Raw genomic sequence first — 25,558 nt, forward strand, 5'->3', positions numbered from 1 at the left:
TCAACAATCACGGTCAAATATCAGCCTTTAACTGCTCCTTCGGTCATTCCGGAAATGAAGCTGCGCTGCAGGGCGAGGAAGAGGATCACCATAGGCAATGCAACAAGAACCGCTCCGGCTGCCAGGAGCGTGGATCCGGTGGTGTACTGGCCCTGGAAGAATGCCAGACTCAACGGGGCGGTGCGCATCCTGCCGGTCGGTGACATGACCAGCGGGATCAGGAAGTCGTTCCACGTCCACATGAACGTCAGCACAATCTGAGTCACGATTGCGGGACGTGCCAGTGGAAGCAGGATCGACCACAGGATTCGGATGTCACCGGCGCCGTCAAGCCGGGCAGCCTCCAGGATGGATGGGTTAACTGAGCGGAAAAACGCGCGCATCCAGAATGTGCCGAATGCCAGTGACTGCGCAATCTGTGGCAGCGCCACCGCCCAGAGCGTGTCGGTGAGTCCGAGGGTGCGAAGATCGTAGAACAACGGCAGGATGATCGCTTCGGACGGCACCATGATGCCCAGGAGGAACACGTAGAACAGAACGTTGGAGCCAGGCGGGCGCAAAATGCCGAGCACGTAGCCGCTCATCAGTGAGAGCACCAGTGCCGACGTCACGACAACCACGGCGATCATCGCCGAGTTCTTCATGTACAGCGAGAACTTACCCTGGCTCCACGCCTTCGCGAAGTTCTCGATGTGTCCCCACGACGAGTCGTTGATTTTCTCTGAACTCAACGACAGGAACAGGACATACAGAATGGGGATCAGGGACTGCAGCGCAAAGAAGATCAACACGATGTAGCTGACAACTTTTTCAGCGGGAGAAGTTTTCATTGGTCCTTTTCCCCCCACAGGTTGATGGTCAGATTGATCAGGAAGATCACCAGTGTTAGTACGACCGCCAGTGACGAGGCCGTTCCCACCTGTCCGAGTCGGAACGCCTGGTTGTAGACCTCGTAGGACGGCACGGTTGTGGATGTGCCGGGGCCGCCCGATGTCGTCATGTAGACCAGATCGAATGTCTTCAGCGCTGCGATCACCGTCAGGGTCAGTGAGACGAGGATTTCACCACGCACGCTTGGAATAGTGACGGACCAGAAGCGGCGAAACCACCCAGCGCCGTCAAGCATGGCTGCCTCGTAGTATTCGCGCGGGATGCGCGCAATTCCGGACATGAGCAGGACGGTTACCAGGCCGGTGGACACCCATGTGCCGATCAGGCCCACGGCGATCAGCGCCGTCGAGTAGTCACCGAGCCACGGCCTGGCAAGTCCGCCCAGACCGATCGCCCGGAGCACACGGTTGAGCAGCCCGTCGGGCGCGTAAATTTCACGCCACGAAATGGCCAGCACCACCATGGCGATGACCTGTGGCAGGAAGACGACGGTTCGGAAAAATCCGAGCCCGCGCACGCTTGAGCGTGTCAGCAGTGTCGCCAGGACGAGGCCGATGATCAGTGGGAACACCGCGTAGAAAATGATGAGGACAAGAGCATGCCAAAAGGCGTCCAACAGCCTGGGGTCGGTGAATGTTGTGACGTAGTTGTTGAACCCTGCCCATGTTCCTACGCCCAGGCCATCCCACTTGTAGAACGACAGGGTGATGACGCGACCGATGGGGTACAGCATGAATGCGCCGTACACCAGCACTGGCAGTGCCAGCAGAGCAATCGACATGGCCCACCGTGACTGTGCGCGTGACCTGTTGCGTCCACGTGCGGGGCGTGAACTAGTGGCGGTCGCTGTCTGTGCACCGCCGGTGTGGTTGGTCATCGAAGCCTCCTCAATGTACACGCGAACGGATATAAAAAGCGGATGGGTCGCCCTCGTTGATCATGAAAGACGAACGAGGGCGACCGGCTGCATTATTGGTTGGTGAATTCGGTGTACGCCGTCTCCAGAGTGTCGACGAACTGGTCAGGGGTGATCTTCGAATCAAGCAGTCCCTGCAGTGCGTCACCAAGAACCTGATCGAAGGTCGGGGTGGCGTAGTCGAGGTACGGCAGAACGTTGCCGGAGTTCGTCAACGTGTCGAAGGCGTTCATGACATCGGCCACGACGCCCTTCTCGTTGGCGGCGTAGGTAGCCGTATCGTTGACGGGCACGTTTCCGGTTTCAGCCAGAACCTTCATCGCATCGGCGTTCGTCAGGAAGTCGATGTAGGCCGCAGCGACGTTGACATCCTTGGCGGCTGACGTGATGGCGAACGGCAATCCGGTGCCGCCGGTGGTCTGCGGCGCATCCATTCCTTCGGCCATTGGCGGCAGCATGAAGCCGACATCTTCACCCATTGCTTCGAGCAGGTCAGGTGCGAGCCATGAACCGGCAATCAGGTACACGCCCTTGCCGCCAGCGAAATCCTGCCAGGTGCTGTCGTAGTCAGCGCCGTTGAAGCCGTCGTTGAAGAAACCGTTCTTGGCCCATTCCTGGATCTGCGTGGCGGCAGCAACGTTTTCCGGTGTCTTCCACGAAGCACCTGCGTTACCGAAGCCGAGCGAACGCACGGTATCTGCGTCCACATGTGCGCCCTGCACGACGCCGAAGACGTGCAGTCCCGGCCACTTCTCGACGTTACCGAGCATCAGCGGTGTTTCACCGGCTTCCTTGATGGTCGGCAGCTGGTCGGCCAGTTCCTGCCAGGTTGTGGGCTCCTTCAGACCGAGGTCAGCGAGCTTGGCCTTCGAGTAGTAGATCCCCACTGATTCGCCGACCTGCGGCAGACCGTAGACGCAGCCTTCACCGAACTTGGTGGCATCAGAGGAGTACGAAGAGTTCGCCAGGATGCCTTCAGCGAAGGTTTCGTTCCACTTGTAGGCCTCCACATAGGGGTCGAGGCACTGGATCTGTCCAGCTTGGACGAACTGGCCCATCATGGAACGCGAGTTGTTGGCCTGCACAACGTCAGGCGCATCCGCGCCGGTCAGAGCCAGACGCAGTGTGGTCTGCAGATCGTCAAAGGACTGGGAGTTGCGCTCGATGGTGATGTTCGGGTACTTCTCCATGAACGCTTTGTTGAGGCGCTCGATCTGTTCATTCTGGCCGCCGCGCACTTCCTGGTCCCACACCACAAGTGTCTGTTCGGGGGCGTTCGAAATATCGGTTGATACTTCGGATGCTGCCGTCGACTGGGAGCCGGAGTCGCCACTGGTCTGGCCTCCGTTTCCGCCGCTGGGAGCACACCCCGCCATCAGTGCCAGGCACGCCAGTCCGGCAACCATTGCCGAGCCGTGAGAAGAATACTTCATCGTGTTACATCCTTTCGGTCGTGTCATTTAAACGTTGAGTACATCAAGAAAAGTCAGGTCAAGTCCCTTGGTGAGGTCTCGCGAAAGGCTCGTGACCCAGTGGTGCAGGTCGGAGCCGGTCGGCGCGCTGGATGAGCCGCCGGGGAAGCGAACGGTGTAGTTACTGGCAGCGATTGCCAGGGAAACTGCGGCGCGCGGTGCGAGCCCCGCATGGTGAGCGAAGGTCAGGCCCGCTGAGAACACGTCTCCGGCTCCCGTCGGGTCAACAACAGGGATATCCAGGGCCGGGACCGTGAACAGCTCCGTCCCATCGCAGGCGACAGCTCCCCTCGGCCCGCAGGTGACAACCACCAGCGGCACCTTCTTCGACAGTGCCCGGGCTGCCTCCTCGACGCTGTCGGTGCGTGTGTAACGCATCGCTTCAGTCTCGTTGGGAGTGAACACATCGGTGACGTCAAGGCCGCGCAGATTGTTGATATCCCACTGCCCGCTTGGGTCCCAACCAACATCGCCCAGCACCCACACATCACCCCACTGAGCAATGCTGTCGTGGTTGGCGTTAATCGCATTCATGTCAGCGACGAGGGCGGCCGGGTGATCCCCCTGGATGACATCTGCCAACAGTGAGACGCTCTCCGAGCCATAGGTCACCATTGCCCGGTCACCGTTGAATGCCAGCGACGTCGTGACATTCTGGCGGTCACATCTGCTCGCCCACCTCAGGTCAATACCTTCACTGGTCAGGATGTCGGCCACCAGATGACCTGCTCGATCCTGGCCGATAGTGGTGACCAGGCGTGGACGGGAGGAATCGTCTGTGTCAGGCGCCTGAAGTAAACGCGCAATAGCGATGGCCTGGTTTGCTGCTCCACCTGCAGTGATGGCGCATCCTGATACCCATTGTTCTTCACCTGGGCGCGGGGGGCCTGCAAGTCCCGACATGACAACGTCAAGGAAGACAGGGCCAATGACGCAGGTTGATCCATCTGACGACACAGTGCCCACGGATGCCTCCTTGCCAATGTGGAACTGAACGTGATCTTGTTCTCATCACACTGTAGCGATATTTCGGCGCATTGTGCTTGCAAATGACCAATATTGCTCACAATTGAAAGAATTTCGTTATAATTGGCACTATGTTGGCTTATCAGCGTCGTGCCAGAATCCTTGACTTGGTACATGACCGCGGCAGTATGTCAGTATCCGATCTGGCACAGCACTTCGGCACCTCCGAGTCAACGATTCGGCGCGACCTGAACCGTCTGGATGAGCAAGGCGCACTGACGCGCGTGCGCGGCGGCGGAATTCACGGCGGTGTACCCAGCTTTAGAGCCCTGAGCGAATCCCCTCACGATACACAGGACCTGCCTTTTGCCACGGTTGCTATGCGATCAGCCGAAGAGAAGGATCGTATCGGCAGGTCAGCTGCAGCCCTCGTACCCGATCAGTCGGTCGTCCTCATCGACATCGGCACCACCGGCGTGATGGTGGCCCGCCATCTCAGGCATCGCGACGTGACCGTTGTCACTGCCTCCCTGGCTGTCGCAGACGAACTGCGAGGCGAATGTGAAGCAACGCTTGTCGTACTGGGTGGTGTGTTGCGAACAAACTACCTGTCACTGGTCGGCAGCCTCACTGAACATGCACTGGAGGCAATCAGAGCTGACATCGCATTCGTTGGCACCTCGGGTGTCCGCCATTCCGGCGCTTTGATGGATTCGACCGGAATGGAAGTGCCCATCAAGAAATCAATCATCGCGCATTCTGAACAAACCTTCGCCGTCGCGTCATCGGACAAGTTTCCGGGATCAGGCCTGCTGACCGTGTGCCATCTCAGTGACTTGACGGGTGTTGTGACGACCGCCGAAATATCCACCACCCCCTCACTGGCAGAGCTTGAGGGAACAAACACGAAAGTGATCAGCGCATGAAACTTGTAATTGCAGGCGGAGGCGGATTCCGCGTCCCGCAGATCATCGAAGTTCTTTCAGCAGCACGCGAGGGCAAGGGGCCTCATAGCGGCCTGAACGTCGACGAAGTGGCCCTCTATGACATCGATCAGCGCAGGCTCGACGTCATGATGGCGGTCATCCGCGGAATGGATTTCGCCCATCCACCGACACTGACCGCCTCCACCGACCTGCGCCAGGCCCTCACGGGAGCCAACTTCGTCTTCTCAGCCATACGAGTGGGCGGCACAGCCGGACGTGTCACTGACGAGCGTGTTGCGCTGGCCGAAGGAATCCTCGGACAGGAAACGGTCGGGGTGGGTGGCTATGCCTATGCGTTCCGTACACTGCCCATCGCGATGGAACTGGCTCGTGCAGTGCGCGAGGTGGCTCCCGATGCGTGGGTCATCAACTTTACGAATCCTGCCGGAATCATTACTCAGGCGATGCGGCGCGAACTGGGCTCCCGTGTGATTGGTATTTGCGATACGCCGATCGGACTGGTGCGCCGTGTCAGCGCGGCGGCAGGCATCGATCATCACTGGGTTGACCAGGACGATCCTCGTCTCACATTCGACTACGTGGGCCTGAACCACCTAGGGTGGCTGCGGTCGCTGGAACTGGACGGCACAGATCGTCTGCCTGACCTGTTGGCCGACGATGCCGCGTTGGATCACATCGAAGAGGCACGCACAATCGGTTTTGAGTGGGTGCGCGCACTGGGAATGTTGCCCAACGAATACCTCTTCTACTACTACCTCAACCGCGAATCAGTCGCCCGGATCAGGCAGGAAAAGGCTACACGCGGCGAATTCCTCGACAAGCAGCAAAGCGCTTTCTATGACGAAGCTGCCGGAGCGAGCGACCACGATGCCGCAGCCGCATGGACCAGGGTCCATGACGAGCGCGAAGCGACCTACATGGCCGAATCCCGTGATGAGGAAGACCGCGCCAACCGTCGTGACGAAGACATCGCCGCAGGTGGCTACCAGCAGGTCGCCTTCGATTTGATGAACTCGCTGACCACCGGCACACGCGCACGCATGATCCTGGGTGTGGGCAACTCGGATGCGGACGGTGATCTGATCGTGCCGCAATTGCGCGAAGACGCGGTGATTGAAGTGCCCTGTCGCGTCGACGCTGACGGAGTTCATCCGCAGCACGTGCGGCCTGTGACCGGTCCCGAACTCGGACTCATCACCACCGTCAAGGGGTGTGAGGAACTCGTGATCGAAGCGGCAACGCAGGGGGACAGCACCCTTGCATGGCGCGCAATGGCCAACCACCCATTGGTCGATTCCGTTGCCGTGGCACGCCGCGTGCTGGAGGGTTACATCGACCAAAGTCCCCAGATCGCGAAGGTTTTCGAATAAAGGAAAGAAGGCTCACACACCGGTAGACCTACACGTTAGGCAGTGTTTACCGGGTGGTTGAACTGCGTCATTAGCGTCAGTGAAGTCATAGTGATTTTTGCTGACTGATGGAGTACATACACATGTTTTCAGTTCGACCTCGTGCCCTCATTATGGGAGTGGCGGCAGCTCTGATGATGACGAGCGTGTGGAGCGGTGGCCCGGCACAGGCTGAGACCATCGCTCCGCCGCTCATGATCACGGAGATTGCGCCCGACAATACCGGCTCTGACGAATACGAATACTTCGAAATCCACAACACGACGGATGCGGCGATCAACCTTGCTGAACAGAAGTACTCTTTCGCTTACACTTACGCCGATTCCGATGACCGATCCCAGGACAAACAACTGACGGTTGACGACGCCAACCTGACCCTCAGCCCAGGCGAAACAATCATCATGTGGCTGTCCTACACGGCGAAGAACCTCGATTCCTTTGCTCGCACGGACGCAGATTTTCGCACCAACTGGTCCATGAGCAACACAGCCAGGATTGTGCGCATCACCGGCCAGGCAGGTATGGCCAATAAAGGTGAGCGCGGAATCCGGGTCCTCAAAGACGGGCAAATCGAATCGTGGTCGTACTACCCGGCCGGATCCGTTGGAGCCAACAAAGTCGCAGAATTCGCCGTATCAGACACCCAGTCGATGACGTTGCTGGCGTCGCAGGCCACTGCAACACCTGGCACTGTCCGCGACGAACAGTTCGTCCGCACCTCTCAGCCAGATCCGGGCGACCAGTCAGGTCAGCCAGACCCCGATGACCCCACGTCGGCACAGGACGCACCTGACACGGCAGCACCTCTGATGATCACCGAACTCGTACCCGACACAGATAACGTGTCCGGCTCAGATGGCTATGAGTTCATTGAGATTGCCAACACCACCGACCAGCCCATCGATTTCTCCAACTACACGCTCAGCTACCTGTACCCCGATTCGAAGAGCTCGGCACTGTGGCCCTCCACCCCTGACAACGTCGTGATCCAACCCGGAAAAACCCTGGTGTTCTGGATCAGGAACGGCAACAACAATGATCTGGGCGCAGCCGATTTCAACAAGCAGTGGGGTACGTCGCTGACTATGGGCCAGGACCTGGTGGAAATCTACTCAGGTGGCATGGCCAATGGTGGCGCTCGCGGCATGCAGATCCAGACGAATACCGGCACGGTCATTAACCGGGCCTACTACAACATGAACGGCAAAGAGGTCGAATACAACAAGGGATTCCATTTCTGCGTGAACACGGACGACCTCACCACACAGGGCCGCATTGGCACTCACCCGGCATCGCCGGGCACACTGATGGCTGCCCAGCTCCCCAGGCCCCTGGTCGCGCTGGCCGCAGACACGCAGGAACCGGCGCTGACAGATGCCACCCCATCCACAGTTCGCGCCGACCAGCCACTGACATTCGACTTCACCATCACGGACAACACCAGCGTCAAGACGGTGACACTGAACATGAAGTCAAGCGCCGATCAAGATTCGCGCGCGATCAACTTGACACATGACAGCGAAGACGTCACGCACTTCACCTTCGAGGTGCCTGCCGCTGACATGACCGGCAAACGCTGGTTCGACTACACGCTGACCTACACGGACGGAACCTTCACCAAAACCACCGCTCCCGTACGAGTTGCCATCCAGGGAGCAGCCACTGACCCCTTGCGTATCAACCACGCCGACAATGACTGGGTGTCCGGCACCACCGACCTGATTGCGGCGACCGATGCCCCCTCGTCAATCACGATGACGATCGATGGCACGAACGTGCTGACGGAAGCCTCACTGGAAGGTGAGCCGGTCTTCGCCTTCGAAGCCACGCAGACTGACACGTTCTTCCGCAACGGCGTGCTGGCCCCCAATGGCGACATCCTGACGATTTTCGATGAGGGTACCTACAGCGAGATCACGACCATTTCAACGCCCGTGCCCCTGGTCTACATGGACGGACAGACCGTAACCGCCTCGATCTACGCGGGTACCAAAGCCAAACCCGGGATCGACGAGAACGAAAACAACGACGATTTCGATGTGCGTGCATTGCGACTGATCCTGCCGGACGGACGCACGCTCACCCCACGCGGATACTCCGATGCCACACAATGGCTGCGCATGGGCGATTCCACAGGCAAGCACGATTTCTTTGACGCGACGTTCGACATTCCTAACGACGCGTTCACCGGCGCTCGCCACGCGTGGGACACCACGACAGCAATAGACGGCACGCACACTATCACCGCGCAGGCAACAGTGGACGGCACCCAGCACAACGTCACACGCGTCCTGCGGGTCGACAACACGGCTCCGGTCATCGAGACACACATTGACGAGGGCGCCCTGCTCCAGGGTGACATCACCGTCAATCCCACCGCCACTGACAGTGGGATTGGACTGGATTCACTCAGCGCAACACTCGACGGCAAGGACATCACCCTTCCGCTGACCACCTCGTCGACGTCACTGCCGGCCGGCAACCATGAACTGACCGTCATTGCCGTCGACAAACTGGGGAACTCCGCAACTGTCACCACCCACTTCACGACGCCCGTGGAAGACCCCACGGTTGCAACCTTCACTCCTGGTGACGGTGCCCGTGTGGAAGCCGGCGATGTGGTACTGAGCGCCCACGTGGATGATGAAGCAGGCGACCAGGTCACCGCAAAATTCTACGAAGGCGATCGCGTGGACAACAGCACCATTCGCACCGCCTCCGGAACAGTGAATGACGCTGCCCAAGCTGAGCGTGAGTCAGCTCGTCCGCTCACCAGTGACGAGATCGAGCAGCTTGCCCAGGATGATGATGTGGTCAAACAGATCACCTCAGATGATGCCTTCCCGTATGAACTGTTCGAGATTCCTGTCAGCGACAGCGACGCTGGCGCCACGGTGCGTGTGCACTGGTCCGGACAGGCTGAACGGAACGCTCAGGTGTCGATGCGCGTGCGCGCCGCTGATGGATCCTGGGATGAGGTCGACCGCCACATCACTGGCACAGGCACGGATTCGGCCAACACGCGCGCCGCGTCTGCAGCAGATGGTGCGTACGAAAAATTTGACCTGGACGCCCTCGTCAAGACAGATACGTATGCTCATGATGGTGTGATTACCGTGCTGATCCAGCATTCCGACGGGTGGGCCGGGAAGAACCTGACGACGCGTGAGTCCACCGTGACTCCCGCGCACGCCGACGACGAGGCGCGCTCCACGTACGATTTCACGCTCGCCTGGGAATCGGACACGCAGTACTACAACGAGCGCGACGACTACTACCCACATCAGCTCGCCATCCACCAGTACCTGCTGGATCAGCGGGCCAACATGAATATCCAGTACCTGTTCCACACAGGTGACATTATCGACGACTTCGACCAGCAGCATCAGTGGGACCGTGCCAATCCGGCGTATCGCACGCTCGATGAGGCGGGATTCCCTTATGGCGTTCTGGCAGGAAATCACGATGTTGGCCACCTTGCCAACGACTACTCGGAGTATTCGAAGAACTTCGGTGAGGCACGCTTCGCTGCTAACCCGTGGTACGGCGGCTCATATGAGGACAACCGCGGACACTTCGATCTGTTCTCCGCCGGAGGCATCGACTTCATTGCCGTCTACCAGGGCTGGGGACCAGGGGACGCGGAAATTGAATGGATGAATCAGGTGCTGGCCGCTCACCCGGACCGCATCGCAATCATCGACTTGCACGAATTCATGCTGACGACCGGTGGGCTCGGTCCGATCCCGCAGCGCATCCTTGATGAGGTCCTTGCCACGAACCCGAATGTGCGGATGGTGATGTCGGGGCACTACCACGATGCGTTCACCCGCACGGACAGCTTCGATGACGATGGGGACGGCGTAGCGGAGCGCACCGTGACATCGATGCTCTTCGACTACCAGGCACTTCCCGAGGGTGGCCAGGGCTACCTGCGCTTGCTGCATTTCGACAACGAAGGCCAGCGCATGATGGTACGCACGTATTCACCTTCGCTGCAGCGCTACAATTCCGATGATCAGGGGCTGTTGGGCAGCGCTGACAATCCGTATGAGTACCAGCATTTCGATGTCTCATACGCACAGCTGGGAATTACGCCTTCACAGCGCGTGCTCAGCACGGACAACTTCTCCGCGGACGTGCTGTCCACTCGCCTCATTGGAACTGCCGGGGGTGTTACCACACCTGGCACTGCCAGTGCGACGTGGAAAGATGTGCCGGTGGGGACACATAGCTGGTACGTGGTGGTCAGCGATGTCAATGGTGGTGAAGTGATCTCACCGGTATTGACGTTCACAGCGGTGCCTGTCGGTGAGCCGACCGAGCCGGGAAATCAGCCGACCGAGCCGGGAACTCAGCCCGTCGAGCCGAGCACCGATCAGAACCATGGCCAGGGTCAATCAGCGCAACCAGGTGCATCGCCAAACGTATCTGCGGGAGGGCGTCACCTGTCAGCCACCGGCGCTGATGGCGGTCTGCTCGCAGCGGTCAGCGTGATCGGCATGGCGGGCGCCGTGATGGTGGCGACGCGACGACGCCGTCATACGCACTGACAGATAAGGATCTGGTCAGGCTCCCCACACTGCCATCTGGTGGCGTGGGGAGCCTGCTTATGACAGCAGTGGTGTCAGCCAGTCATCGATGAGTCGGTCGACCACCTGATTGAGGTCAGCGACCGTGCCCGTGTTCGCGATCCACACATCGCTCACCGCCCGTCGCTCAGCCTCACTTGCCTGAGAATCGATGCGCTCGCGGGCATCGTCAGCTGTCAGACCACGGCTCACGAGGCGTTCGACTCGGATCTGCACCGGAGCACCCACCATGATGACGACGTCAAAGGTGGATGCCAGGCCACCCTCGACCAGCAGAGGAACGTCGTAGACAGCGAAGGTGCCGGGCGGTGCGCTGGCGAGTATGCGCGCCGACTCGCGAGCAATACGCGGATGAGTAAATGCCTCCAGGCGGGTGCGCCGCGCCGGATCAGAAAAAACGAGCTGTGCCAGCGCCGGACGATTCAACGAGCCGTCAGCGTTGAGGATATCCGTGCCGAACGCCTGCGCAATGTCGTGCAGGGCGGGCGAACCGGGTGCGACGATCTCCCGGGCAATCTGGTCTGCATCTGCAACAGTGGCATGGCGGCGGGCAAAAACATCCGCCACCGCCGACTTACCGGAACCGATTCCGCCGCTGATGCCGATACGTAGTGCGTCAGGCGGTTGCGTGATGCGACGCTCCGGTGTGCGGAGTGCCGTCGCGTGTGCCTCTCCGCACGTGATGACGTGACCTGCAGCGCTGGGTTTCATGCACTCAAGGGTAGTCACAAATCAATTGGTGACGGTCCCATGGCGAAGTCTTGACCAAAGTGTGTGAAGTCAGACACAATTAGTTGAGGCAAAGATGAGGGTTTGTCTCAAAGTGACGCGACGACACCACGTGAGCTTTCGGCTTGTTTCCAATGATGAAGACGAGTTCTTGATCATTTCGTGATAATTCGTGACCAAATTGTAGCTTCCACATGGTGAACTCTCAACGCTTTGAGGCAGATTGATCGATAGTGTCTGTGACATCTGGCATCCGTGTCCTGTGTATGTGACACAGCGGCCCAGAAGCACCTGCATAAAAATCAGGAGGCATCCCATGAGGATTAAGAGAACATGGCTGGCGGTTCCGGCCGCCCTCGCCCTTGCACTGACCGCATGTGGCGGCGGCAGCGGCGACCAATCAGGAAACGGTGGTGAAAGCGGTGCCGCAGCATCAGGCGGCATTGTCGAGGTCAACGGATCTGAACCTCAGAACCCGCTGATCCCTGCGAACACGAACGAAACGGGCGGTGGCCGTCTTCTTGACGTGCTGTTCGCCGGACTGACTTACTACGATGAGACAGGCGCAAGCCACATGGAAATGGCCGAGTCCATCGAAACTGACGACCATCAGACCTACACCGTCAAACTGAAGGAAGGCCTGAAGTTCTCTGACGGCTCCGATCTGAAGGCCAAGAACTTCGTTGAGGCATGGAAGCTCGGTGCAAAAGAGGCCATGCTCTCCGCTTACTTCTTCGCACCCATCGAAGGTGCCGATGAGGAAGGCAACGGCGATCTGACCGGCCTCGAGGTCGTGGACGACACCACCTTCACCATCAAGCTCAAGCAGCCGGAAGCTGACTTCGAACAGCGTCTGGGCTACTCAGCTTTCTACCCGCTGCCCGACTCTACTCTGGCTGATCCTAAAGCCGGCGGCGAGAACCCGGTCGGCAACGGCCCCTACATGGCTGACGGCGAAGGCGCATGGGTTCACAACGAAGGCTTCTCACTGGTCCCGAACCCCGAGTACAAGGGTGAGCGCACTCCGCAGAACGGTGGACTCCACTTCACCTTCTACGCCAAGCAGGACGCGGCCTACCAGGACCTCGTGGGCAACAACCTCGACGTGCTGGACGCCATCCCTGAAAACGCATTCCAGACCTACGAAAGCGAGCTCAACGGGCGCTCGGTGAACCAGCCTGCTGCTATCTTCCAGGCATTCACCATTCCGAACGACCTTGAGCACTTCACCGGTGAAGAAGGCAAGCTGCGTCGCCAGGCGATCTCCTACGCGATCAATCGTGAAGAAGTCACCGAGAAGATCTTCTCCGGTACCCGCACCCCTGCCAAGGACTTCACCTCACCAGTCGTTGACGGCTTCAACGACTCGATCCCCGGCAGCGAGGTTCTGACCTACGATGCCGACAAGGCGAAGGAACTGTGGGCACAGGCTGAGGCCATCGCTCCGTTCGAAGGCAAGTTCACCATTGCCTACAACTCTGACGGCGGTCACCAGGGTTGGGTTGACGCAACGGTCAACTCCATCAAGAACACCCTCGGAATCGAAGCGGAAGGCAACCCCTACCCGGACTTCAAGTCACTGCGTGACGACGTCACCAACGGCGCCATCAAGGGAGCCATGCGAGCCGGATGGCAGGCTGACTACCCCGGTAAGTACAACTTCCTGGCACCGATTTACGCCACCGGCGCAAGTGCGAACGACGGCAATTATTCGAACCCTGCATTCGATGAACTGCTGACCAAGTCCTCGGGCGCAAGCTCGCTGGAAGAGTCCAACAAGCTGCTGGATCAGGCCCAGGAGATCCTCTTCCAGGATCTGCCGGCAATCCCGCTGTGGTACTCGAACGTGGTCGCCGGCTGGTCGGAGAACGTGGACAACGTGAAATTCGACTGGCACAGCGTTCCGATGTACTACCTGATCACCAAGCAGTGATCTGCTCCGTATAGATCAGCACTACATAGTTCTGTGGCGACCAGGAATGGCCTGTTCGCCACAGAACTATGTTCACGTCCAACCGAGTGACCTGCACAAACATGTCTCTGATGTGATGGGTCATACAGTGCAAAAGTGACGCGAATGCCGCTCAAGAGTCGACTCGGCTCCCAAGACTAAAAGAATTAGTGATACGCTCACCAAGCGAAGCTTGCATATTTTGGCGTGAAGTTTGCACGATGTTGAACATTCGACGTTGGCAGGTCTCACGGCAAAAGGTGAGTGGCCGAAACGATCGCGAGGCGTCAGCTCCGTGATCCTGTAGCACACATGCACGCGATTCTGAGCAATCAGAGGGGCGAGCATGTCCTGTCCACCCCGAAGGAAATACCCAATGTCCCGATATATCGGACGACGGCTCCTCCAGATCATCCCGGTCTTCTTCGGAGCCACGTTCCTGATTTTCGCAATGGTGTACCTGATGCCTGGTGATCCCGTTGCCGCCCTGGGAGGCGACCGTGGCCTCAACCCGGAAGTACAGGCGCGTATCCGTGCGGAATACAACCTCGACAAGCCTTTGTACATGCAGTACCTGCTGTACCTCAAGGGCGTCTTCACTCTCGATTTCGGAACCACCTTCTCGGGTCGTCCAGTTGCCGAAGTAATGGCGGGAGCCTTCCCCATCACCATCAAGCTTGCAGTGATGGCGCTGCTTTTCGAAGCGATCCTCGGTGTGGGTTTCGGTGTCATCGCCGGCATGCGCCGAGGCGGCTTCTTCGACTCAACGGTTCTGGTTCTGTCCCTCGTGGTCATCTCAGTACCGACCTTCGTTATCGGCTTCGTACTCCAGTTCCTGGTCGGCGTGAAATGGGGCATCCTGCCACCGACGGTGGGCAGTAAGACTACGATCACCAATCTTTTGATGCCGGCGATAGTACTGGGCGCCCAATCGCTGGCTTACGTCTTGCGACTGACGCGCCAGTCAGTGTCTGAACACACCGCGGCCGACTTCGTGCGCACTGCGCGGGCAAAAGGCCTGTCGAACGGACAGGTCATGCGCCGCCACATTCTGCGCAACTCACTGATCCCCGTCGTGACATTCCTCGGCGGTGACCTCGGCGCCCTCATGGGTGGCGCCATCATCACAGAAGGCATTTTCAACATCAACGGTGTAGGCGGCACGCTGTGGCAAGCAGTCATCAAGGGCGAGCCGGCAACGGTGGTGTCCTTCACGACTGTGCTCGTGCTTGTCTACATCATCGCGAACCTGATCGTTGACCTTCTGTACGCCTGGCTCGACCCGAGGATCCGCTATGAGTGAGAATCTGATTCCTTCCGCGTCCATTGAGCGCACTCGCCATGGACAACAGCACTACGTCTCTGAAATTGACGAGACCGGCCTGGGTGCCGTCGACGCCGTAGCTGACGATTCAGCACCCTCATCCATGTGGGGTGAAGCGTGGAAGCAGCTGCGCAAGCGCCCCATGTTCTGGGTGGCAGCCATCATCATCTTCATCGCGCTCCTCATGGCCTTCGTGCCGCAGCTGTTCACCTCACAGGACCCGCGTTTTTGCGAACTGGGCAATTCACTTGAACCAGCCGGTCCCGGGCACCCCTTCGGCTTCGAACGACAGGGCTGCGATATCTACGCGCGCGTCATCTACGGTGCTCGCGCCTCAGTGACGGTCGGTGTCTTCACGACCATCGCCGTCGTCCTGATCGGCGGATCGCTGGGCGCCCTCGCCGGATACCTCGGTGGCTGGGTTGACGCTGTGATCTCCCGCATTATCGACATCTTCTTCGCGGTTCCGCTGCTCCTTGCCGCAATCGTGTTCATGCAGATGTTCCGCGACAACCGCAATGTGTGGATGGTCGTCCTGGTGCTGGCATGCTTCGGGTGGACGCAGATTGCGCGCATCACCCGCGGCGCCGTCATGTCCACCAAGAACGAGGAATTCGTGACGGCAGCGCGCGCGACCGGCGCATCGAGCTGGCATATCGTGGTCAGCCACATCCTGCCGAACGCAATGGCACCGGTGATCGTCTACGCAACCGTGGCACTGGGAACATTCATCGTTGCCGAAGCCTCCCTGTCATTCATGGGTATCGGTCTGCCGTCGTCCGTGGTGTCCTGGGGTGGCGACATTTCGATGGCACAAGCATCCCTGCGCGTTCAGCCCATGGTTCTGTTCTACCCGGCTATCGCGCTGGCACTGACCGTTTTGAGCTTCATCATGATGGGCGACGCCGTGCGTGACGCCCTCGATCCGAAGGCGCGTAAGAAGTGACAACTCCACGTAATCCAGATCTGACACCTGACCCCGACGACCCCACGTTCGCCGCGTCGCGACCGGTCACACCCAACCCGGCCAGTTCCGACTCGGGTGACAACCGCTTTATGCCCGACGTTGACGAGGGTGACTCGACCGACGCTGAGCTGACAGACGAACGCCTCGAAAAGCTGGTCACCCGCACTGTCATGTCCGATGCGCCAGAAGTGGTCAATGAGCATTCACGAGACCAAGGCGACATCCACCCAGATGACGCTGAACCGCTGCTCAAGCTCAAAGACCTTGAAGTCACGTTCACCACGTCCACCGGCAAAGTTCCCGCCGTGCGCGGAGTCAACCTGACGATCTACCCCGGCCAGACCGTGGCAATTGTGGGTGAGTCCGGTTCCGGCAAGTCAACGACTGCCTCTGCGATCATCGGCCTGCTGCCCGGCACCGGTGAAGTCACAGGCGGAAGCATTGAATTTGACGGCAAGGACACCACGCATCTGTCCACCAAAGAGTGGGTGAAGCTGCGTGGATCCGGTATTGGTCTGGTCCCACAGGACCCGATGACGAACCTCAACCCTGTGACCCGTATCGGCAAGCAGGTCGGTGAGGCTCTGCGGGCCAACAACGTGGTCCCCACCTCGCAGGTGGGTCAGCGCGTGGCAGACCTGCTTGAAGAGGCCGGACTTGCCGGTGGCGGCAAGAGGACCAAGCAGTTCCCACACGAATTTTCCGGCGGTATGCGCCAGCGCGTCCTGATCGCGATCGGTCTGGCTGCCCGCCCGAAGCTGCTCATTGCCGACGAACCGACCTCCGCGTTGGATGTGACAGTTCAGCGCCGCATCCTTGACCACCTGGGCACAATGACTCGTGAGCTGGGCACAGCTGTCCTGTTCATTACTCACGACCTTGGCCTGGCGGCTGAACGCGCCGAGCAGCTGGTCGTCATGCACCGCGGACGTATCGTGGAATCCGGGCCCGCGCTGGAGATCCTGCAGCATCCGCAGCATCCGTACACGAAGCGACTGGTGTCGGCGGCCCCCTCGCTCGCATCGGCACGTATCGAGTCCGCCCACGCCCGCGGCGTGAAAGTGACGGACGAAGAACTCACCGGTACAGGAGCAGGTGCGTCCTCCACCGAGGAGATCGTGCGCGTCGAACATCTGACGAAAGTCTTTGACGTGCGCGGTGCGCGCGGCGAAGCCAAGGAACTGCGCGCCGTTGACGACGTCACGTTCGGATTGCGCAAGGGCACAACCCTGGCATTGGTGGGTGAATCCGGTTCCGGTAAGTCCACTGTGGCCAACATGGTGCTCAACTTGCTCACTCCCACCGAAGGCAAGGTGTTCTTCAAAGGGCAGGACACGTCGCAATTCTCATCCAAAGAGCTGTTTGAGTTGCGCCGCAAGCTCCAGGTTGTCTTCCAGAATCCCTATGGGTCACTGGATCCGATGTACTCGATCTTCCGCATTATCGAGGAACCACTGAAGGTTCATAAGATCGGAAACAAGAAGGAGCGCATCGCACGGGCCCAGGAACTGCTTGACCTGGTCGCTCTGCCGCGCTCGGTCATGCGGCGCTATCCGAACGAACTGTCCGGTGGGCAGCGTCAGCGCGTAGCCGTGGCCCGCGCCCTGGCACTGAAGCCCGAAGTGATTGTGCTGGACGAGGCTGTCTCTGCCCTCGACGTGCTGGTGCAGAACCAGATTCTGCACCTGCTTAATGACCTGCAGGCACAGTTCTCGCTGTCCTACCTGTTCATCACGCACGACCTGGCGGTGGTGCGTCAGATCGCTGATGACGTGGTGGTGATGGAGCACGGCAAGCTCGTCGAGGCGGCACCGTCCGACGAACTGTTCGATCACCCCAAGCAGGACTACACGCGCGAGCTGATCGACGCAGTGCCGGGACGAGCCATCCAGCTCAACCTGTAGGAACCCCTCAGCGACAAACTCTGTCGGCAAGTGCCAGGGCCGCATAGCGACGCCTGGACCGGATCATCACTGCCGGAGGAAGCTAGGGCGGCGGCCTCACAATTGCAGCGACCGCACTGAACCACCGGGTTTCGCAGCCATGCCGGACGTACCGTTCCTGTGCCACTTGGAACGCGCCGTGGGCATGACGGGACAGGAACCCTACGAGGAAATCTCCCGCTACCTGTCGATCATGCGCCACAAGGTGGCCACGGTGTTCACCACGCTGTCCTACTTCGACGCAGTGAACCTGGCGAAGCGAGTCACTGCCGACACGCCGGCTCTGTTTTCAACAGAGGAGATGGATATGACCTGCCCACCTTCGACCGTGTTTGCGGCGCGAAACTGGTGGGGCAGGACTGATGCATCGCAGACCGGGGACGCCCCCGAAATCGTCGTCTACCCCTTCAATCAGCACGAAGGTGGCCAGATAGTGAAGGGAGCAAGCAGCTCACGTGGCTGCGCGCACTGCTCGACGAGTCATCGTCACCGAGCTCGCCACGCTAGCCGCCTACCGGCCCTCATCCAGCGGCGGATGGGGCTGAGTCAGGACGGCATGAACAGGTCGCCCAGTCACCAGGTCTCCCTCGTCAACAAACCCTTCCTCACGACCTTCGAGTTCGGCAATGAGGTAGCCGCGCGCTTTCTTCAACGCTGACTCGTAGTGCGGATCTGAAGCAAGGTTGTGAAGCTCGTGCGGGTCGTCGGCCAGATCGAAAAGCTGTTCGGTGCCCCACGATGAGTACCACACATACTTGAAATGCTCGTAGACAATCCATTGCAGTGACTGGCCGAATAACGTGTGCTCACCGTGGATGTAAGTGCGCCATGACGCGTCCTGTCCACGCAGGAACGGTGCCAGTGACCGCCCATCCACGCCCTCAGGCACGGGTACGCCAGCCAGATCCAACAAGGTGGGCATCAGATCGCGAAGTTCGGTCAGCTGGTCGACGCGCGCTCCTGCAGGGATGCCGGGACCTCTCACGAGGAATGGCACGTGAGCGGACCCTTCGTAGGGGTATCCCTTGCGCCACAGATGGTGGTCGCCCATCATGTCGCCGTGATCGGAAATAAAGACCACATACGTGTTGGAGTCAACGCCGAATTCAAACAGAGCCTGCAGGAATCGTGACACCTGAGTGTCGATATGGGTCATATGTCCGAAGTAACCGGCACGCGCGCGATGCACGGACCGCGGATGATAGACGGCTGCAAGTGCTGTCGGATCCCAGGCGCGCTGCTCATCTTCCATGAGCTCATCAGCCCAGTCGCCCACGGGAGGATCAGTCAGCTCGGCCGAATCGTACTGCTCGAACGCCCATGCAGGCGGGTCGAGGGGCGCGTGCGGGCGGTGGAAGGACAGGTACAGGAAGAATGGACAGTCAGGATCGCGCCGGTACATCCAGCGGATCGCCTCACTGACAACCCAGTTCGTCGGATGGAGACGTTCTGCCTTGTCCCACGGACGGGCAACGATGGAATTGCATTCCAGGCCGGAATCAATGTAATCCTCGACAGCGTTTGCGCCCTCCTGGTCGCGCAGCCACGGCAGATAGTCGTCGTACCACGCCACATCGCGTGTGCGATCGCGTGAGACATGAAGGTAGCCGTCGTGCAACTGGACGTCGTCAAATCCGATTCGCGTGCGTTCGGGCCAGTAGTGCATTTTCCCGATCGCCTGCGTCTGGTAACCGGCCTCTTTCAGACACTGCGGCAAGGTGGGAGCCACGTCGAATGTGACGCCGTCCTGGTAGCCGACGCGTCGGTGCGACTGAGGACTCATGCCCGTCATGAGTGACATGCGCGCCGGCACGCATGTTGGAGCCGCGGAATACGTACGCGACATCTGCGCGCCCATCCCAGCCAAACGGTCCAGGTAGGGGGTCTGAACATCCGGATGGCCCAGACTGGAGAGGCAGTCACCCCGCCACTGATCGACACAAATCAGGACGATATTGGGACGCGAATCCTTTTGATCAGTCATTTGATTCGTGCTGCGAGTGAGTGGAGAGTGCCCGGCCGGCTTCCTGCTGAACACTGATGGCCGCCTGGTAGCGGGTCAGGAAGCGCTCGAAACCTTCTTCATCGCGGGCGACAGGATCAATGACCGAGGATTCGGTGTCGGCAAAGACGCGTTCGGCAAGATAGTCCGGCAGGGACTGAGCATCCCCATTGGCACGGTCTGCGCGGAACTTCGCCAGGATTGCGATGCCCCATGCTCCACCTTCGGCGGCGCTCTTTCCAACCGCAACGGGCACACCCAAAGCGCCAGCCATCAACTGCTGCGCGACGATCGGTGTCTTGAACAGGCCACCGTGAGCGAACAAGCGGTCCACCTGGACACCCTCGTCCTCAGTCAGAATGTTCATGCCCAGGCGCAGCACGGCGAACGGCGTCATGAGCTGTGTGCGCATGAAGTTTGCCAGGTTGAATGTGGAGGCAGGCGGGTTGACGAACATGGGTCGACCGGTTTCCACGCCGACGATCGGTTCGCCGGACAGGAAGTTGAAGGCGACCAGGCCGCCGCCGTCGGGATCGCCGGTCAGGCCATGCTCGTACAGCAGGTCGTAAACGCGTGGCTTGGGAATATCGACGCCGGCAATTTCAGCGAACTCGCGGAAGATCTTCACCCACGCATCCAGCTCACTGGAACCGTTGTTGGAGTGCACCATCGCAACCGGGGAGCCGTCGGGCGTTGTGACAGGGTCAAGCTCAATGTGCACCTTCTTCAGGGCTTTCTCAAGGACGACCATCGCGAAGATGGACGTGCCGGCCGAAACGTTACCAGTGCGCGGCGCGACAGCGTTCGTTGCCACCATGCCGGTGCCTGCATCGCCTTCAGGAGGACACATCGCGATTCCTGCTTCGAGGTTACCGCTGGGGTCGAGGAAGCGTGCGCCCTCGGCGGTAAGTTCACCTGCATCGTCGCCCGCTGCCAGAACTGTGGGCAGCAGGTCTGCAACGTCCCACTGGAAGCCTTTTTCTGCGACGAGGTCGCGGAACTGCTGCAGTCGCTCCTGGTCATAGTCAACGGTGGTGGAATCGATGGGGAACATGCCCGAGGCGTCGCCCACGCCCAGCACGTGACGACCCGTGAGACGTTCGTGGACGTAGCACGCGAGGGTCTGAATCTTCGCTACGTCCGTGACGTGCGGTTCCTCGTTGAGAATCGACTGGTACAGATGAGCAATCGACCAGCGCAGCGGAATGTTGAAGTCGAACAGTTCAGTGAGCTTTTCGCTGGCAGGCCCCGTGTTTGTGTTGCGCCACGTCCGGAACGGCACCAGCTGTTTGCCATCGGCATCGAAGGCCAGGTAGCCATGCATCATGGCGGAAATGCCGATCGCGCCGACGCGAGTCAGCGTGACGTCGAATTCCTTCTTCACGGTGTCGGCTAGCGCGCGGTAGGCGGTCTGCACGCCTCGTTCCACGTCGGCCAGCCCATAGGACCACAATCCGTCAACCAGCTTGTTTTCCCATTCGAATCCACCCTGGGCAATCACCTGGAAGTGTGAGTCGATAAGAACAGCTTTAATGCGGGTGGAACCCAGTTCAATTCCCAGCGCCGTGTGTGCAGCGTCAATATCTGCGCGTTGTTGTTCGTGCGAAGATTGTGCTTCCTGATCTGTCAAAGTCACGTCATACTCCCAGTTCCGACAGTCGTCATCGTGTCGAATCTTCATTAGTCGTCAGGGTCATCCCTGTGCGAATTCCTCACCAGTGTACGTTATTGCGCGAACATTGAAAGTCTGATTGACCACTTGGTGTTAACGTGATCATCGCGGCAGTGGTTCGCAGATGCACACGCAGTGGGCCATACTGAAGACGAACAAACTGCTCAGAGCGGGAAAAGAATGAAGGCAGTCCAATGGTGAACACGCACATATCAGAAACTCCTATCGCACCACAGCAGATCGATCGCCCGTGGGCACCGGACCCTGACCGATACAGTGGGCCAGGTGCGCACTACCGGCGCTGCGGTGCATCTGGACTGGACTTGCCTGCCATCTCACTGGGTCTGTGGCATAACTTCGGTGATGACCACCCCATCAGTGTGCAGCGGGAGATTATTCGCACGGCCTTCGATCTGGGGATCACCCACTTCGACCTCGCCAATAACTACGGCGTACCGTATGGCTCTGCCGAAAAGAATTTCGGATACCACATGGACCACGACCTGCGCCCCTACCGCGACGAACTGGTCATCTCCACCAAGGCCGGCTACGACATGTGGGACGGTCCCTACGGGAAAGGCGGCGGTGGTCGCAAATACGTTCTCGCCTCCCTGGATCAGTCACTGCGCCGCATGCGTCTGGACTACGTGGACATCTTCTACTCACACTGCTTCGATCCGACCACGCCGCTGGAGGAAACGATCGGCGCCCTTGATCAGGCTGTGCGCTCGGGTAAGGCTCTGTACGCCGGCATCTCGTCGTATTCCCCGGCCGACACCGAACGCGCCGTTGCCCTGGCAGCGGAGGTACACCTGCCGCTGATCGTCCATCAGCCCCGCTATTCCATGCTGGATCGCTCGGTCGAATCCGGCCTCATGGACACCTGCGGTGAAAAGGGACTGGGCATGGCCGTCTTTTCGCCCCTTGCTCAGGGCCTCCTGACCGACAAGTATTTGGGTGACGAGGGTGTCCCTGTCGGATCGCGTATGCGTGAACAACGCTTCCTCCACACCGATGTACTGACCGAGGATCGAGTCAGCCATCTGCGGGCTTTGAATGAGCTGGCTTCCCAACGTGGACAGTCACTGGCGCAGATGGCACTCGCATGGTTGCTCAAAGATGAGCGCATCACCACGGTTCTGGTCGGTGCCTCATCGGCTGCTCAGTTGGCTGATTCGGTGAGCGCCCTCGACAATGCGGCATTCAGTGAGGACGAACTGGCACTCATTGACGAACACTCGCGCCAGGCATCGCTGGACAACTAGGAGCAGGATCGCCATGACAACGCAGCAGGTGGGTCGCGTCATCCACACCGGTCAGGTCGTCGTCGACCTGACCATGAATATCGACCACATTCCACAACCGTCCACGGAGATCTTTGCTGACGGATACGGGCTTGAAGTGGGCGGCGGTTTCAACGTCATGTACGCCGTGCGTCAGATGGGCATCATCGCTGAATACGCCGGCGGACTGGGAGTCGGGCCGTTGGCCGATATTGCGCGCGAACGTTTGGTACGCGAAAAAATCGTTGCCAGCGGGTATCGCGACACGACGATGGACACCGGAATCTGTGTGGCGATGACGGATCGCAACGCTGAACGCACCTTTGTTTCGACCCGCGGCGCTGAACTCAACACTCCACTGGACGCTTACGACGATATTCGACTGGGTGTGGGGGACGTTGTCTATATGACGGGGTATTCGCTGGTTGATGAAGCTCCTAAGGCCGCGCTGCTGCGGCTGATTGAACGGCTGCGCACGCACACGGTTAAGCAGTCGGCTGATTCCGATGAGAAACCCACGATCGTGTTCGACCCCTCCACGATGGTGGCTGACATCGACCGCGACACGTTGGAAACTGTGGCATCTGTGCATCCGATCTGGTCACTCAATGCCCGCGAATCACGCATTGTTGCGGGCACGCTCGGTGTCGAGATTGACGAAACGGACGATGCCTCACAGCGTGCGCTGTCTTTGTCTGAAACAGTGGACGCGCCCGTCATTGTGCGTCAAGGCGGCAAGGGGGCGTTCGTTGCGGCGGGCGGCCGAGTCGAGACCATCGCGCCGCATGCGGTTGATGCCATTGACACGAACGGTGCGGGGGACACGCATTGCGGCGTGGTCTGCGCGATGCTGGCACGCGGAAGCGAGCTTAATGAAGCGGTGCGCGTCGCGAACGTGGCGGCGGCACTGTCAGTGACGCGGCGCGGCCCGGCAACATGCCCGAGCCTGGCCGAACTTACCGCCGCACTGTCGTCTTAACGGTGTCGCTCACCCATGCCCACGCTAGGTTACAGGAGCTGGGAACGCAGCTCCTCGGCGCTCAGCGGTGAATAGTAGGCGGGCGCAATATCGAAGACGGTCATTGCACCAGTGCGTCCCTCGCGGGCCAGTCGGGCAACCGCGCGGGCAGTTGCCGTCGCGAAAGCACCCGTGAACTGCGGGTTTGATTCAAGCGTCAGGCCGAAGGAGACAACCTGGCGCGCACCACCGGCCGTGTGACCGCTGCGAATCACCTCTCCGCCGTGCGGCATGCCAGTGTGATCACGGTCGAACTCTTCACGGCTGATGAAGTGGACCGTGGTGTCGTAGTCAGCAAAGTAGTTCGGCATCGTGACGATCTCGCGTTCGATGCGTTCGCGGTCAGCCCCATCGGCCGCTACAACGAAACACTCGCGGGTGTGCTGCTCACGCGTGGTCAGCTCGAGTTCCTCTCCGGCACGAATCCGCTGGCTGTTTTCTTCGACCGGCACCGTGTACTGGATAGCGGTTTCGACACCCTCGATCCGCCGGATAGCATCGGAGTGGCCCTGCGAAACGCCACGACCCCAGAACGTGTAGGTCTTCCCATCTGGCAGAGCGGACTGGGCGATAATGCGGGCCAGTGAGAACAAACCGGGATCCCAGCCGGTTGAAATCACGCTGAGGTGCCCCTCGGCATCAGCGGCAGCGTCAACGGCAGCGAAATACTCGGGAATCTTCGCATGAGTGTCGAAAGAATCAACCGTATTGAACAGTGCGGCAAACTCTGGACCCTGATCTGCCAGATCCGTAGCGGATCCGCCACACAGCACACACACGTCAACTTTGTCACGCCATTGAAGCGCATCACTCACAGCGACAGCTTCGCAGAATTGTGGCTTGATCGTCGCGGGATCGCGTCGTGTAAACACTGCGACCAGCTCCATATCCTCAGCGGCCTGAACTGCCTGCTCAACGGCCTTGCCAAGGTTGCCATACCCGTTAATTGCTACGCGAATTGGTGAATGCCCGTGTGTCATGGGTTGATGGTAGCCCGCACCACCCGCCGACGCACCAGTGGTGTCCACACTGTGAATGTGGCGACGTTGACACCAATTCGATTTGAAGATCAGGCGCCTGACGGTCTAAAGTTAAGTTCAGCCAAACGGCACTGCGCTCGTAGCTCAATGGATAGAGCATCTGACTACGGATCAGAAGGTTGGGGGTTCGAGTCCCTTCGAGCGCGCAGCGGCCCCGCTCGGTGCGATCCACCGGTCGGGGCTTTGCTTTACCCCGTGACTATGGTCAGTCACCAAATCTTGAACCGTTAGGTTGAATAGGTCGGCAACGCCTTCTAGTTCATCCAATTGCCACGGCCTAGCGCCCTTCCACCTCGTTGTGATCTGGTTCTGACTCATTCCAAGCGCCCGTCCTAGTGCTACTTGGGTAAACCCCGCGCGCGCTGCCTCAGCCCTAATGTTCTCCGCCACGACATCGGTTAGCGTTCGTTGTTCATATGCGATTGCTATGTTCATG

Annotated in this window: 18 protein-coding genes, 1 tRNA gene and 1 pseudogene; 11 read left to right on the forward strand and 9 right to left on the reverse strand. The window is 59.5% G+C overall.

What is annotated here, in order from left to right; all coding sequences use genetic code 11:
* Window positions 1–20: 20 nt before the first annotated feature.
* The 4 genes from AC1DA5_RS01650 to AC1DA5_RS01665 all read right to left on the reverse strand — a co-directional run bounded on the left by AC1DA5_RS01650 (window position 21) and on the right by AC1DA5_RS01665 (window position 4,245).
* On the reverse strand, window positions 21–830 hold the full coding sequence (locus tag AC1DA5_RS01650) for a carbohydrate ABC transporter permease (protein WP_058237545.1): 810 nt from the start codon (window positions 828–830) through the stop codon (window positions 21–23).
* On the reverse strand, window positions 827–1,768 hold the full coding sequence (locus AC1DA5_RS01655) for a carbohydrate ABC transporter permease (RefSeq protein WP_058237930.1): 942 nt from the start codon (window positions 1,766–1,768) through the stop codon (window positions 827–829). Before AC1DA5_RS01655 ends, AC1DA5_RS01650 begins: the two co-directional genes overlap by 4 nt.
* Window positions 1,769–1,860: 92 nt before the next feature.
* Complete coding sequence (locus AC1DA5_RS01660; protein ID WP_257525594.1) at window positions 1,861–3,240, reverse strand: ABC transporter substrate-binding protein; 1,380 nt, start codon at window positions 3,238–3,240, stop codon at window positions 1,861–1,863.
* A 27-nt stretch (window positions 3,241–3,267) separates the two neighbouring features.
* Complete coding sequence (locus AC1DA5_RS01665) at window positions 3,268–4,245, reverse strand: carbohydrate kinase family protein (RefSeq protein ID WP_058237543.1); 978 nt, start codon at window positions 4,243–4,245, stop codon at window positions 3,268–3,270.
* 131 nt (window positions 4,246–4,376) lie between these two features.
* Here AC1DA5_RS01665 and AC1DA5_RS01670 point away from each other — a divergent pair, with 131 nt between their 5' ends.
* The 3 genes from AC1DA5_RS01670 (at window position 4,377) to AC1DA5_RS01680 (ending at window position 11,154) form a co-directional block, all read left to right on the forward strand.
* A complete protein-coding gene (locus tag AC1DA5_RS01670; RefSeq protein ID WP_058237542.1) occupies window positions 4,377–5,171 on the forward strand; it encodes a DeoR/GlpR family DNA-binding transcription regulator in 795 nt (264 codons plus the stop codon).
* Window positions 5,168–6,562 carry a family 4 glycosyl hydrolase gene (locus AC1DA5_RS01675; RefSeq protein ID WP_058237541.1) on the forward strand — a complete coding sequence of 465 codons (1,395 nt, stop codon included), beginning with the start codon at window positions 5,168–5,170 and terminating at the stop codon, window positions 6,560–6,562. Before AC1DA5_RS01670 ends, AC1DA5_RS01675 begins: the two co-directional genes overlap by 4 nt.
* Window positions 6,563–6,684: 122 nt before the next feature.
* The gene (locus AC1DA5_RS01680; RefSeq protein ID WP_480289079.1) at window positions 6,685–11,154 is read left to right on the forward strand and encodes a lamin tail domain-containing protein; all 4,470 of its coding nucleotides are present in this window, start codon (window positions 6,685–6,687) and stop codon (window positions 11,152–11,154) included.
* A gap of 57 nt (window positions 11,155–11,211) precedes the next feature.
* Here AC1DA5_RS01680 and coaE read toward each other — a convergent pair whose 3' ends face one another.
* A complete protein-coding gene (coaE, locus tag AC1DA5_RS01685; protein WP_092648986.1) occupies window positions 11,212–11,904 on the reverse strand; it encodes a dephospho-CoA kinase in 693 nt (230 codons plus the stop codon).
* A 334-nt stretch (window positions 11,905–12,238) separates the two neighbouring features.
* Between coaE and AC1DA5_RS01690 the strand changes: the two genes are divergently transcribed.
* The 5 genes and pseudogenes from AC1DA5_RS01690 to AC1DA5_RS01710 form a co-directional block, all read left to right on the forward strand.
* On the forward strand, window positions 12,239–13,855 hold the full coding sequence (locus AC1DA5_RS01690; protein ID WP_058237539.1) for a peptide ABC transporter substrate-binding protein: 1,617 nt from the start codon (window positions 12,239–12,241) through the stop codon (window positions 13,853–13,855).
* A gap of 394 nt (window positions 13,856–14,249) precedes the next feature.
* The gene (locus AC1DA5_RS01695) at window positions 14,250–15,176 is read left to right on the forward strand and encodes an ABC transporter permease (protein ID WP_058237538.1); all 927 of its coding nucleotides are present in this window, start codon (window positions 14,250–14,252) and stop codon (window positions 15,174–15,176) included.
* Window positions 15,169–16,143, forward strand: a complete 975-nt coding sequence (locus AC1DA5_RS01700) for an ABC transporter permease (protein WP_058237537.1) — start codon at window positions 15,169–15,171, stop codon at window positions 16,141–16,143. Before AC1DA5_RS01695 ends, AC1DA5_RS01700 begins: the two co-directional genes overlap by 8 nt.
* 191 nt (window positions 16,144–16,334) lie before the next feature.
* On the forward strand, window positions 16,335–18,068 hold the full coding sequence (locus AC1DA5_RS01705; protein WP_058237928.1) for a dipeptide ABC transporter ATP-binding protein: 1,734 nt from the start codon (window positions 16,335–16,337) through the stop codon (window positions 18,066–18,068).
* 139 nt (window positions 18,069–18,207) lie between these two features.
* Window positions 18,208–18,525 (forward strand): annotated as a pseudogene (locus AC1DA5_RS01710) (acetylxylan esterase); the annotation flags it as partial.
* Between the two features lie 93 nt (window positions 18,526–18,618).
* Here AC1DA5_RS01710 and AC1DA5_RS01715 read toward each other — a convergent pair.
* The gene (locus AC1DA5_RS01715; RefSeq protein WP_058237536.1) at window positions 18,619–20,091 is read right to left on the reverse strand and encodes an arylsulfatase; all 1,473 of its coding nucleotides are present in this window, start codon (window positions 20,089–20,091) and stop codon (window positions 18,619–18,621) included.
* On the reverse strand, window positions 20,084–21,745 hold the full coding sequence (locus tag AC1DA5_RS01720) for a xylulokinase (protein ID WP_480289080.1): 1,662 nt from the start codon (window positions 21,743–21,745) through the stop codon (window positions 20,084–20,086). Before AC1DA5_RS01720 ends, AC1DA5_RS01715 begins: the two co-directional genes overlap by 8 nt.
* Window positions 21,746–21,975: 230 nt before the next feature.
* Here AC1DA5_RS01720 and mgrA point away from each other — a divergent pair, with 230 nt between their 5' ends.
* Both mgrA and AC1DA5_RS01730 read left to right on the forward strand, forming a co-directional pair.
* Window positions 21,976–23,046 (forward strand): L-glyceraldehyde 3-phosphate reductase, encoded by a 1,071-nt coding sequence (gene mgrA / locus AC1DA5_RS01725; protein WP_083314349.1) that lies wholly within the window; start codon window positions 21,976–21,978, stop codon window positions 23,044–23,046.
* Between the two features lie 13 nt (window positions 23,047–23,059).
* Complete coding sequence (locus AC1DA5_RS01730) at window positions 23,060–24,043, forward strand: PfkB family carbohydrate kinase (RefSeq protein ID WP_157886412.1); 984 nt, start codon at window positions 23,060–23,062, stop codon at window positions 24,041–24,043.
* Between the two features lie 29 nt (window positions 24,044–24,072).
* Here the strand turns inward: AC1DA5_RS01730 and AC1DA5_RS01735 are convergent, their stop codons facing one another.
* The gene (locus tag AC1DA5_RS01735) at window positions 24,073–25,062 is read right to left on the reverse strand and encodes a diaminopimelate dehydrogenase (protein WP_092649163.1); all 990 of its coding nucleotides are present in this window, start codon (window positions 25,060–25,062) and stop codon (window positions 24,073–24,075) included.
* Window positions 25,063–25,195: 133 nt separating this feature from the next.
* On the opposite strand from AC1DA5_RS01735, the gene AC1DA5_RS01740 reads away from it, so the two are divergent.
* Window positions 25,196–25,268 (forward strand) — tRNA-Arg (locus tag AC1DA5_RS01740).
* Here the strand turns inward: AC1DA5_RS01740 and AC1DA5_RS01745 are convergent.
* On the reverse strand, window positions 25,234–25,557 hold the full coding sequence (locus AC1DA5_RS01745; protein WP_480289081.1) for a helix-turn-helix domain-containing protein: 324 nt from the start codon (window positions 25,555–25,557) through the stop codon (window positions 25,234–25,236). The two genes, AC1DA5_RS01740 and AC1DA5_RS01745, sit on opposite strands and share 35 nt — an antisense overlap.
* Window position 25,558 lies beyond the last annotated feature (1 nt).

This window comes from Pauljensenia sp. C0254C2 (assembly GCF_056583835.1).

Coding starts and splice junctions, on each gene's coding strand:
- AC1DA5_RS01650 (WP_058237545.1), bottom strand. CDS start 830: ATGAAAACTTCTCCCGCTGAAAAAGTTGTCAGCTACATCGTGTTGATC.
- AC1DA5_RS01655 (WP_058237930.1), bottom strand. CDS start 1,768: ATGACCAACCACACCGGCGGTGCACAGACAGCGACCGCCACTAGTTCA.
- AC1DA5_RS01660 (WP_257525594.1), bottom strand. CDS start 3,240: ATGAAGTATTCTTCTCACGGCTCGGCAATGGTTGCCGGACTGGCGTGC.
- AC1DA5_RS01670 (WP_058237542.1), top strand. CDS start 4,377: ATGTTGGCTTATCAGCGTCGTGCCAGAATCCTTGACTTGGTACATGAC.
- AC1DA5_RS01675 (WP_058237541.1), top strand. CDS start 5,168: ATGAAACTTGTAATTGCAGGCGGAGGCGGATTCCGCGTCCCGCAGATC.
- AC1DA5_RS01680 (WP_480289079.1), top strand. CDS start 6,685: ATGTTTTCAGTTCGACCTCGTGCCCTCATTATGGGAGTGGCGGCAGCT.
- coaE (WP_092648986.1), bottom strand. CDS start 11,904: ATGAAACCCAGCGCTGCAGGTCACGTCATCACGTGCGGAGAGGCACAC.
- AC1DA5_RS01690 (WP_058237539.1), top strand. CDS start 12,239: ATGAGGATTAAGAGAACATGGCTGGCGGTTCCGGCCGCCCTCGCCCTT.
- AC1DA5_RS01695 (WP_058237538.1), top strand. CDS start 14,250: ATGTCCCGATATATCGGACGACGGCTCCTCCAGATCATCCCGGTCTTC.
- AC1DA5_RS01700 (WP_058237537.1), top strand. CDS start 15,169: ATGAGTGAGAATCTGATTCCTTCCGCGTCCATTGAGCGCACTCGCCAT.
- AC1DA5_RS01705 (WP_058237928.1), top strand. CDS start 16,335: ATGTCCGATGCGCCAGAAGTGGTCAATGAGCATTCACGAGACCAAGGC.
- AC1DA5_RS01715 (WP_058237536.1), bottom strand. CDS start 20,091: ATGACTGATCAAAAGGATTCGCGTCCCAATATCGTCCTGATTTGTGTC.
- mgrA (WP_083314349.1), top strand. CDS start 21,976: ATGGTGAACACGCACATATCAGAAACTCCTATCGCACCACAGCAGATC.
- AC1DA5_RS01730 (WP_157886412.1), top strand. CDS start 23,060: ATGACAACGCAGCAGGTGGGTCGCGTCATCCACACCGGTCAGGTCGTC.
- AC1DA5_RS01735 (WP_092649163.1), bottom strand. CDS start 25,062: ATGACACACGGGCATTCACCAATTCGCGTAGCAATTAACGGGTATGGC.
- AC1DA5_RS01745 (WP_480289081.1), bottom strand. CDS start 25,557: ATGAACATAGCAATCGCATATGAACAACGAACGCTAACCGATGTCGTG.